Annotated in this window: 9 protein-coding genes; all 9 read right to left on the reverse strand. The window is 33.3% G+C overall.

Annotated elements, in window-relative coordinates; all coding sequences use genetic code 11:
* Nucleotides 1–269: 269 nt before the first annotated feature.
* A complete protein-coding gene (locus tag HOO91_06470; GenBank protein ID NOU17187.1) occupies nt 270–491 on the reverse strand; it encodes an acyl carrier protein in 222 nt (73 codons plus the stop codon).
* A 75-nt stretch (nt 492–566) separates the two neighbouring features.
* Nucleotides 567–1,304 carry an SDR family oxidoreductase gene (locus tag HOO91_06475; GenBank protein NOU17188.1) on the reverse strand — a complete coding sequence of 246 codons (738 nt, stop codon included), beginning with the start codon at nt 1,302–1,304 and terminating at the stop codon, nt 567–569.
* A 65-nt stretch (nt 1,305–1,369) separates the two neighbouring features.
* The gene (locus HOO91_06480; GenBank protein NOU17189.1) at nt 1,370–2,761 is read right to left on the reverse strand and encodes a long-chain fatty acid--CoA ligase; all 1,392 of its coding nucleotides are present in this window, start codon (nt 2,759–2,761) and stop codon (nt 1,370–1,372) included.
* 365 nt (nt 2,762–3,126) lie between these two features.
* Entirely contained in the window at nt 3,127–3,891 is a 765-nt protein-coding gene (locus tag HOO91_06485) for a hypothetical protein (GenBank protein NOU17190.1), read from the reverse strand.
* A gap of 104 nt (nt 3,892–3,995) precedes the next feature.
* Complete coding sequence (locus tag HOO91_06490; GenBank protein ID NOU17191.1) at nt 3,996–4,742, reverse strand: hypothetical protein; 747 nt, start codon at nt 4,740–4,742, stop codon at nt 3,996–3,998.
* Nucleotides 4,743–4,824: 82 nt separating this feature from the next.
* Nucleotides 4,825–6,102 (reverse strand): NAD(P)-binding protein, encoded by a 1,278-nt coding sequence (locus tag HOO91_06495; GenBank protein NOU17192.1) that lies wholly within the window; start codon nt 6,100–6,102, stop codon nt 4,825–4,827.
* Nucleotides 6,103–6,231: 129 nt separating this feature from the next.
* Nucleotides 6,232–7,650, reverse strand: coding sequence for a hypothetical protein (locus tag HOO91_06500; GenBank protein NOU17193.1), 1,419 nt, complete (start codon nt 7,648–7,650; stop codon nt 6,232–6,234).
* Nucleotides 7,651–7,687: 37 nt separating this feature from the next.
* A complete protein-coding gene (locus tag HOO91_06505; GenBank protein NOU17194.1) occupies nt 7,688–8,575 on the reverse strand; it encodes an outer membrane lipoprotein-sorting protein in 888 nt (295 codons plus the stop codon).
* A 22-nt stretch (nt 8,576–8,597) separates the two neighbouring features.
* Entirely contained in the window at nt 8,598–11,018 is a 2,421-nt protein-coding gene (locus HOO91_06510) for an MMPL family transporter (GenBank protein ID NOU17195.1), read from the reverse strand.
* Nucleotides 11,019–11,053 lie beyond the last annotated feature (35 nt).

Genomic DNA, 11,053 nt, shown 5'->3' on the forward strand with positions numbered 1-11,053 from the left:
AAGTTAATTATCTAAAAAGCAAACACTTCCTTTCGTTAGCATGACAAAACAATAATTTAAATTACACTAAAATCAATATACGATACCTATATCGAATTCACATTATTTAATATCAAATTGCTTGTCATTACACAATTGAAAACCCTCAATAAACAACCGTTTCCTATGAATTTCTTTAAAATAATATATCTTAATTCTATTCAAAAACTGAAGTTTCGTATAAAGCGGAAAGCATGCTAGATCATTATACTGCTAAAAGTTTCTTTGAGTTATTTAGCAGTTGTTTTCTCCAGATAGGTTGTATAAATCTCACAAAGATCTTTTAGAGTTCTAATATTAGTAATCGAAACATTTTCATCTTGGAAAGGATCGATACCAAATACATCTTCCAAATTGGCTATTAATTCAGCTACTCTTAAGGAAGTAAATCCTAAATCATCAACTATTGCCAAGTGGTCTTCTAAAACAGGTAGGTTAACGTTATTTTGCATAGCTATTTCTTTTATTACCTGCTCAATGCTATTTTTTACATTACTATTAGTCATTTTTGTTTTCGTATTATATTGTTAAACTGTTATTCCTCCATCCACAACAAGTGTATGGCCTGTAATAAAACTTGCTTCATCAGAAAATAAAAACTTCACCGCAGAAGATACATCTTCAACTGTACCCATTCTTCCTAATGGTGTATTTTTTTTAATTCGCGATTTTTGTTTGTCCGTTAAGACTGTGGTCATATCAGTTTCCATAAAGCCGGGTGCTAAAGAATTTACTCGAATACCCATAGATCCTAATTCTTTGGATAAACCTCTTGTAAGCCCGTCTAACGCAGCCTTTGTTGCACCATACACAGTAACACCTTTATAGCCACGAATTCCCACCACTGAAGATATATTAATGATGACTCCAAAACCAGCAACCATCATTTGCTTTGCACACATTTGAGTTAAAAGGATAGTTCCTTCAAGATTTACTTGCATTACCTTTGTAACATTACTTTTTTTCATCATCGTCAATAAACCTTCCGATGCCACACCTGCATTGTTGATTAAATAACCCACTCTTCCAAACCGCTTTTTAACAGTTTGAAGAAATTGAGATAATTGTGAAAAATTGGATACATCCACCGACTCCCAATAAATTTGATCCTTATACTCATTAATTACTTGTTGCAATTCATAAGTGCTTTTTCGACTAAATGTTGCCACACAATATCCCTCTGATAATAATGTCTGACATATTGCTAATCCCAAGCCTTTACTACCACCACTTACGACAACTACTTTCTTTTTTAATTTTTCCATTTGTACTCATTTTTTAGAAAAGTAAAATCTATAATAATTAATAACTACTCACTTACTATAATCATCTATTGATTATAATTAGGATTTGTTGCTTTAGAATTACGAATTTTTTTGAATCGAGATCCTACAAAATTGCTTTGATTTGTAACTGTTATCAATCTTGGGATTTTAAATTCAGGGAAGTAATTCTGACATTTCTCAATTACCCTTTTCTTAAAAATAGCGATTTCTTCATCCTTCTCCAAGACAAATTCTGCCCATACTATTTTTCCTGTTATCGGGTTATTTTTACCTCTAACAACCACATCTCTAACATTATCAATTGTAAGTAAGAAATTTTCTATCTCAGCAGGAAAAACTTTTTCACCAGCAACGTTAATAATTTCTGATTCCCTTCCCAGAATTCTATAATACTCACCATCCACCTCCACTCTGTCACCTGTATTATACCAACCATCTTTATCAAAAGGATTTTCAGCATTTAAATATCCCAGCATGGCCTGCCTACTTTTAATCCATAGTACATCGTTCTTGATCTTTATTTCCGAACCATTTCCTCCAATCTTCATCCAATTCGATTGAGAATCTTTCGACTTAGTAGAAAATACGCCCATCTCAGATAGCCCATATGTTTGTTTCAATTGTATGCAAGGAAATATTTCGCTTAAGTTTGTCAAAGTTGAATGTGGCATCATTTCAGAACCGTAAGCAATTAGTTTCAATGATGACAAGTTATAATTTTTATAGACATTTGACATTAGCAGCATATTAAGAAAAGAGGGAGTTGTAGGAAGTAATTCCACAGAATATTTTTCAATGCAGCGGCAAATATCCTCAACCTGTCTTGAGGGCGTTGTCACAATAGTTCCGCCACTTAAAATCACCAAAAATAAAGTGTCCAACCCTCCTATATGATCAAACTTTAAAAACAGCAGTGTTTTATAAGGTTTCCTTATCTTATCCCTATACTTCTCAATCATACGACTATAATCTAACAGAACAGCTTTACTTTTCCCTGTACTACCTGATGTATAAATTACAAAACCTGCTGTGCCATTAAAGAGCATAGATTGCATCAGGGGATGCATCTGTTTATTACTACTATTATAAGTCTGGCAATTTATAGTATTGACATTAATTTCTTCAGTATTGGTAATAGTAATTAACTTATTAGCAAAAGCGGTATCTAACCGTTCTTCAAATAAACTTTGATCATCCAGAGATAACGGAATTATTATACAAGCAGTTTCCAATAATGCCTGAACAAGAGCTACTACATCAATATGATAATCTGACACTAATCCCACACGATCCCCTGCTTTAATATCCCATTTCTGAAGTACTTGATGCCAGTCATCAATCTTTTGCAAAAACTCAGAATATGTAACAGAACCCGTTTCATTGACAGCAATTACTTGCTGATCAAAATGTCGAAAACGATCTCTTACCCAATTCATCATTTATAATCCTCCTTTTGATTATAGTCTTACCTAAACTTTAAAACTCAACTTGATTGTGAACACATTTGCGAAACATCATTATGCCTTAACTAAGGAATTGTTAACTTTCAAATTGAAATTTACATTATCATAATGATTAATAGGCTGAATTCAACTCACTAATGCAACTTTTTTTATAGTCTATAAGACAAAGATTTGGTTTATTGAAACGGGAATAACTTTCGGTAAATAATTGGTAGAAAGTTATTTTCCGTTTCAACAAATTATCATTATCATCATATGTTTTTGAATTTCATTGAAATAAAAAGTTGCGTTAATTACTTGAATTTAGGTAGTATGAAAACACTTTCGTTTACAAAACATTACTTTTTATTAATCCCCCATTCTTCTACAAAATCATACTTTACTTTTAGATATTTTTCTTTATTCAATTTTTCTGAAAACTCAGACATATACTTGTAGTTTTGCTCAGCACCAAAGAAATTGATTAACAAATCAAAAAATAATCCTCCCATCGAAACATCTTGATAATAGTCGATTTCAAATTCTCCATTCTCCAGAGGGGTATATTTCCACCAATTGTGCATATGCGATAAACGAATACGACCCTCATTTAGTGGAATTCTATTGGGATAAGCCATAACATCTGTACAGACTATTTTATTTTGCTTATCTATGGATATTTGAGATCTCATTATTATTTCACTGTTTGAGAACAGAGGAAGCATTTTATATTCATACATTACAGTATTGGCCATAGATTTTGTATTAAATGGATCGATAACTTTAAAAGCGACACAACCAGGAGCCCAATCAGTGAGGTCTTCTTCATAATGTTCATTTTCTATAAGCCCTGCTATGATTTGATTCATCGTACAATTCACACGAAAATTAGCCTTAAAATTCTTAACACGAGAACCGGGGAATTTTAAAGAGTAAATTTTCACCCCATTCCTATCAATATCTAATTTCCATTTATTTGAACCAGATAAGATCCATCCCCAGTAGAATAAGGTAATAATAATGATAAGAGATGATATGCCATATAATAAAAACCTTAGAACCTTTTTGATCCTATTTTTTTTTCGGGGTTTAGGTGTTGCGCTTGTAGTCTCCATTTTTTCCATCAGGTTTAGTAATTTAATTAATTATTTATATATCAGTTACACTGACCGTGCTTTAACCAATTTGTCTTTCCAAAAAATAATAATTAGAAAAGTATTAACATATGTTATTCATGAATCGCAACTTCTTTATTCAATTCCTCTATGAAATCATATTTTATATTTTGGTATTTTTCTTTATTTAGCAATTTTGGAAGTTGATCATGAAACATTGTATACAGTCCGTTAGCTCCAGCTAAATTCATTGGAAATTCAGGAAATAAACCACCCATACTAAAGTCTTGTAATAATTCCATTTCAACCTCACCGTTTTCATGAGGAGTAAATTTCCAACGATTATGCACCTCTTTTGCACGAACATAGCCTTCATTTAAGGGTATCTTGCTCGGAGCCGCAAAAACATCTACTACTACAACTTTACTTTCTTTGTCCTGAGTTACTTGTGTTGTAGTAATAAGTTCTCTGGGAGAGAAAGGGAAAATCATATCAAATTTCCATAGCACAGTCTCATAATGTGCCGTTGGATTCCATGGCTCTATAACCTTAACGTCAGTACAATTGGGAAACCATTCTTTGGCATTTTCAAGGCTATTATCCATTATAAACAATGCTACAAGGTGACTCAATGAGTATTTAACATTAACAGTAGCCCTAAATTTTTTAACACTAACACCTGGCGTTTTTAAAGAATATACTTTCACTCCATTTTTGTCTTTTTCCAATTTCCATTGATTAGATCCAGATGAAATCCAAATCAACTTCCATACGACTATTAAAACTATAAGAGACGATGTTCCAAACAATAAATACTTAAAAAATTTCTTAAGTTTAGTTTTTGAGTTTGCAGTTTCCATATTTCATTCTAGTTAAATAATTAATTTAGATTTTCATGTACATTCTCATTCAACCAATTAGACTTTAATTGATTTGGTGTTTTTAAAGGGAGGACGACAAGTGTTTAGCTAAATATTTTGCTAAACATATAAGTGTCAAAGTGGGAGATACTCTGTTTTTTTCTGGAATAATTGAACCATCACAAACGTAAAGGTTTTTATATTTTGTTTCCAAATTATTATCTAAATCCTCTTGTAACTTAATTACACCAGCCACTTGCCCTGCAGAAACAACGGAGCGTATAATATTCTTCGCTCCAGCATTTTTTAAAATTTTCGTAGCTCGTTCTTCTCCAATTTTTATTTTTTCTAATTCTGTCTTAGTCAATTCTTTGTAAAAATGACCATTTTCCAACATTTTCCCTGCTAGACTATCTTTCACTTTCACTCCCACACCAATACTACTAGTAAAGGAGTTGTAATGTTTAATCCTTAAAGTAGCAATTGTCAGCATTTTATAGAAAAATCGATTAAGGTTTCCATCTGCGATAGCAATATCATCCTGAAAATCAGAACTCATGCTTCCCAGAAAGGATTCTTTACCCTTCAACCCAGGAATAATACCCAACATGGCAAAACCAGGATCGCAATAAAATCCATCTTTCCCAATATCTTTTAATCCGCTATCCTTGAGTATTTTTGGAGAGGACAGCACCCCTGAAGCAAGAACAATCTTTGTTCCATAGGCCTGACAAACTTCAGATCCGATCATACCACTTTTAAGCTTGTACTCTACACCGATTGCCTTATTGTTCTCAATAATTATCTTATGAACTGTGGCTCGATTTATCAGTGTTGCTCCCTCGTTAACAGCATCCTCAACATAACTCTTAGCCCTCCATTTTGCCTCAAAGGAATAACTATTGGCACACTTAGATAAATCGATGAGCATTAAGTGTTTCTCCCAAGAATATCCCAGTTCTATGGCACTTTCTTTCAACTTTATCGACTGTGCTCCTAGAAACTCATCTGGCAATTGAACAAGAGGTAGTTCATTTTTAGCTTCTTCAAGTGCTTTCGAAAGATCGATACCAAATGATGTATAAGTATCTAAAGGTGGTAATTCAGCAACGGCAAAATAAATACCTGTGGAACCCCCGGTCGTAATTGCCCTCATCGTTTGTAATTTCCCGCCAACAGAAACTCGATTGGAAATAGTTGCAAGCGTCAAAAAATCTTCTTTGAGCGGAACATTACTCCCTCGTTCAAGAATCAACACTTTTTTCTTTTTTCTACTTAACTCTCTAGCAATGGTTGCTCCACAAGTTCCTGAACCAACAACAATTACATCGTATTCATTTTTTTTTGATGTGTTTTTCATATCTTTCAAATATTTTTCATAATTGAACAAAAAAGACAACTTTCACTATTTTACGATAGACACTATACTGACTATGGTGCTAAATTTCACCAATCAATGATTATTTTATAAAGTCTAATGTATTATTAATTAAAACTGATATTGAATTTTAAATGCAACTTGTTTTTGATCGCGATAATTCCAAAACATGCTCTTATTGTCATCAGTGAGAGGAATGATTGTATCAAAAAATAAAGAAAAATGATCATTCAATTTATAGGAAGTTGACAAATAATTAAAAAAAGCATTGTATGGACCCGTGCACATTGTTATCCAATATATAGCTAAATTATCATTTAATAATTGCTTGCTCATTATCAGCACAAGCATATAAGTATTTTTTTTTATCTGAATCTCACGGTTCCAATCATTTACATGATAGTTTGCCGCTTCCAAACTTAAGGTAAAAGTACTACTAGGATTGTATTCAAATCCAAGTGACGCATCAACATTATTCCTTTTCACAATTTGAAAAGCTGAATTGTTATAAGCTTTTTTAGACTTCAATGCAACTTCACCCTTCATAAGGAAATTTCCTATAGCATAATTAAAAGTAACTCCACCTATATAATAACGTATCTTGCTTTTAGAAATCAGGCTAGGGTTATCCATGCTATATGCGTATTCATTATCAATTAAACTGGCGGACATAATACTAATATCACTTCTTCCAAAGGTCTTCTTCCATCTCATTCCATATTCAAAATTATTTTTATTCTGTGCTTTATCCCGATATTCCACTGCGTCATTAAAAGAATCAAAATAATAATAATCCCCCTTTAAGGGATGCTTACTGAAAGAAGGATAAGGGTTGAAAAAAAAATTAAAGTCTCCAAATGGTAAATACTGATCGATAGTTAGCATCGGCTGACCTATTCTCATTGTTTCAGGTGAAATAATAAGTGGTTCTCGATAATCCATGGGTGTTAGTACATCTGTAACTGCGGCTAAATCAGATTCACCCCAAACAGGTACCTGAATTCCTGCCTTAATACTTGTTTTTCCAAAACTAGTTTGCAGGTACGCTTCCCTCATTTTTATGTCAAAAGCCTCATTAGTTACAAGATGTTTATCATTAACCCAAAGTAATGCCTCTCGGGAACGGTGATCATTTTTCCAAAAAATTGCTAACCTAGAATCAAATTTCAGGAAAACATTATCGAGATAGAATTTCGAATATTCCAATTGAATCGAAGATCTATTATTTTTTACTCCATCAGGACTTGTAGCTTTATAAGCCACTTCGTGCTTTAACGTTACACGCATAGGATCGAAAACATTCGACACCCAAAAAGAAGGAACAGAATCTTTCTCATCAAACTTTTCTCTTGATGGCTTTTCACCAAACCCAAAATCATTTTCATAAGGAGTCTGAGAAATTTTTGTCGTATCGATTTCTCTAGAAATCACAATTACTGCAGTATCAGCCTCATTAGGAGTTTGGTTGGCTTTTGCAATAAAAAGAAATCCAAATGAAATAATGAAAATAATATAAAGTACTCTTCTCACAGTTACAGTTGTCTTAAAAATTCAATATGAATACTTTCTATTTCAAATATGCCCTGATTTCTTTCAGATTTCTTTCCCTATAAGCAAAGTCGGTAAGACTTCTTTGGGTTAAAAACTCATCGGGTATCTTCATATTATATGCAACTGCCACCATTTCCATAATGGAAACCCTATGAGTGAAAAGGTTGTTCATTGTTATTTTTCTTGCAAGCCACACATTATCAATTTGCTCAATATCATCAAAAGTTTCCTGTTTATAGAGATTTCTATTGCGATCATATAGATTCTCTTTTATAATTATGAATCTCTCTTTATCCACCCAAGATACTATTTTACCGTATTTTGTTTTTAGTGCCTTTTCTTGAGTAGGAATTGATTCTATGATCCAAACCGAACGATTATTATAAATAGTTTCTTCAAGAATTTTGTAGGTAAAATCTTTGATTTTTCTATGCTGAGTATCTTCAATAGAAAACTCCGATCCAAAAAAGCTCCCGCTCTCATCACTACCCTCACTACTTGATATCATGCGCTTTACTTTACCAAATGATGGCAAGTATAACCATGTATCGTTATCTTTATTTGAAGCATCGTATTCATATGTTAGCATACCTATTCCCTTATCACTAATCGGCTCAAGCATGTTAGCAAGGGATCGGGAATCTCTTTTGTTTTCACCATAATCCTTACTGACATATTCCAATATTTTAATTCTCGGTTCTCCTGAAAAACGCATTTCCCTCTCTTTGATAATATATTTGCCTATGGACAATTTTATCTTGGCAATTGACGAATTAGAAGACTCGTAAAATACTTTATCACATTTTATTACTATATCCAAAGCCGATTGAGCTAAGATTAAAGATGGCAGCATAAAAAACAATGCTGGCAAAACCATCAAAATAGCACTTTTAAAATGTTTCATATTCTCTACTTTAGGTTAGAATTTATTGTTGTGATACTTTTTTCTTATCTTTTTTTTGAAAATCTAATTTAAAAATCAATATTAATGTTGGTAATAAAATTAGATCATTCAATGTGCCAGCAAAAACAGCCAGAAAACCGAAAGTTCCAACTGTCGATGTTCCTGCACCTGATGCAAAAGCCAACACTCCGAAACCAAGTCCTAAAATCAATCCTGTAAAAATGACTGCTTGTCCAGTTTCTTTCATAGTATGAGCCAATGCTCTCTTAATATTTCCGTCAACAATAACCTCAGCCCGGTATTGACCAATGAAGTGAACTGTATCATCTATGGCAATCCCTATAATTATAGGTGCTAACATCATGGTAAAAAAATCCAAAGGTATATTTAATAATCCCATTAAGCCAAATGCCAACATAGACGGAATCAAGTTAGGTAAGAGAGCAATTACACCTGCCTTTAATGAACCAAAAACTATTAATAAAATAATACTAATAATAAATAGAGCAAATACGAAAGCTTGTATTTCAGAATAGACGATATAATCGCCAGCTTCCATTATCAAGGCCAACATACCAGTTCTGGTAATCTTGGCATCCGGATATTTCTGTTTTATTGTATTAATAGCATCCTCAATATCCTTTTGCATATATTTAAAGACTTCCGAATATTCATACGAACCAGTATTGTGAAGAAATACACTAATATGAGCTTTTCTGTAATCATCAGAAACCATTTTTCTTCTGTCTTCTGGATTCGCATTATCAAACATAAAAAGGGTTTGAGACAACACTTCTTGATCATCAGGAATTACATACATCTCTTTCTTTCCCTCATTCAATGCTTGATAGGCCGTCTTAACAACATCCACCAGCGATGAAGTGCGCACAACTAAATCGGAACTTTTTTGGATTTTTTGCTGCAAATGATCCATTACTTGCAGAACCATAGGATCTTTAAAAGCATCTTCCTTTCCTAAATCCAAAAGTATCTCCCAATTTTGGGTTCCCATCATGTTCTTGTCTACAACTTTAAAGTCGTTTACAACTTTACTATTCTTTGGGTATGCGCTAAGGCTATTAGTATCCACCTTAATTTTAGATGCCCCATAAACACATATTATGAAAAATACCAAAAAGGGTAACAAAATAGTAATTGGTCTTCCTTGTACAAATGGAGGTATCTTATCTAATTTTTTCTGTAAAAAACGAGAAAAATTAGGAACAACTTTGCCAATAAATATTTTAATACGATTACTCTGAACTTTTTCGACTTTCACTGGAGGCCATAGATCAAGCAGAAGAGGAAGCAGAAACATGGTTAAAAGGTATGCTAGGGCGACACCACCCGCTGACATAATGGCAAAATTTTGGATAGGTACAATAGGTGTTATGTTTAAAGCAACAATACCTACAATAGTGGTAACTGCAGTGAGAAGACATGCTATTCCTGTTTTTTTATACACTACCCGTAGCGCAGTTTTATGATCATGTTCTTCATTTCGGAAAAATAGATAACCTGACATTATGTGAACAGAGTCAGCCATTCCAACTGTTAGAAGCAACATCAATGTTAGTATGAGAAAACCTGTAAGGGGCAAGCCAAGCCAACCAGCAAAACCAAGCGTCCAAATAGATGTAATAATAACTATCGACATCGACCAGAGTATGGGGCTAGGTGAACGGAATAAAAACCATAATAACACCATCATTATTAACACTCCCGCAAGGTAAAGCGATCCCATTTCTTGCAAATTTGCAAGGTCTGCCTCAGAGGTTGCAGTACGCCCAACGGGGTAATATTCTAAGTGACTTGTATATTCAGGTTTTTTCAAAATCTTATTGATTTCAACCATTACGGCAAAATAATCTTTTAAATCAGTTGATTTAAATTTAATTCTTCCTTTTGTTTCCTCAATCGCAGTTCCACTTTTAGCGTTATCCATCGTCAAATCACTATCGGATACTAATTTATTTGCAGCAGGCAATTCAGAATCCACGGGGATAGCACCAAAATCTGTTTCAATTAAAATTCCTCCATACGTCATATCCTTTGAAAAATAGAAAAGAGGAAAACTTTTTTGTGACTCTGCGGTCATACGGATTGAGTCAAGTCCTCCCTGGGTGGTTGGAATAGTTGAACCTACTAAATGTCTGGATATCAACACATCTCCATCTGCCGACAAAACAGGGGCGTTAATAAGAGATTTGACTTTTACAATATGCCTTAGAGGAGACTCCTCTCCCTCCTTCAATTTTGATATTTTATCTGTAATATCATCACTGATTTTCTTTACTATTTCTAAAGATTTGGCAGAAAAAACATTACCATCTTTAGGCTTATATACAACAAAGAGATGATCTTCACTCCCAAATTCGGCATGAAAATCGTCAAAAGCAATTAAGGCAGGATCATCTTGTTGAAACCAACCCTCAATTGTCATATCAAATTTGAGTTTACCAATGCCAACAATGCAAA

The organism is Bacteroidales bacterium, from assembly GCA_013141385.1.
Classification (GTDB): domain Bacteria; phylum Bacteroidota; class Bacteroidia; order Bacteroidales; family Tenuifilaceae; genus UBA8529.

Excerpts from the sequence above, each read along its gene's own strand:
- HOO91_06495 (NOU17192.1), bottom strand. The coding sequence starts at position 6,102 with ATGAAAAACACATCAAAAAAAAATGAATACGATGTAATTGTTGTTGGT.
- HOO91_06480 (NOU17189.1), bottom strand. The coding sequence starts at position 2,761 with ATGAATTGGGTAAGAGATCGTTTTCGACATTTTGATCAGCAAGTAATT.
- HOO91_06475 (NOU17188.1), bottom strand. The coding sequence starts at position 1,304 with ATGGAAAAATTAAAAAAGAAAGTAGTTGTCGTAAGTGGTGGTAGTAAA.
- HOO91_06505 (NOU17194.1), bottom strand. The coding sequence starts at position 8,575 with ATGAAACATTTTAAAAGTGCTATTTTGATGGTTTTGCCAGCATTGTTT.
- HOO91_06510 (NOU17195.1), bottom strand. The coding sequence starts at position 11,018 with ATGACAATTGAGGGTTGGTTTCAACAAGATGATCCTGCCTTAATTGCT.
- HOO91_06490 (NOU17191.1), bottom strand. The coding sequence starts at position 4,742 with ATGGAAACTGCAAACTCAAAAACTAAACTTAAGAAATTTTTTAAGTAT.
- HOO91_06485 (NOU17190.1), bottom strand. The coding sequence starts at position 3,891 with ATGGAAAAAATGGAGACTACAAGCGCAACACCTAAACCCCGAAAAAAA.
- HOO91_06470 (NOU17187.1), bottom strand. The coding sequence starts at position 491 with ATGCAAAATAACGTTAACCTACCTGTTTTAGAAGACCACTTGGCAATA.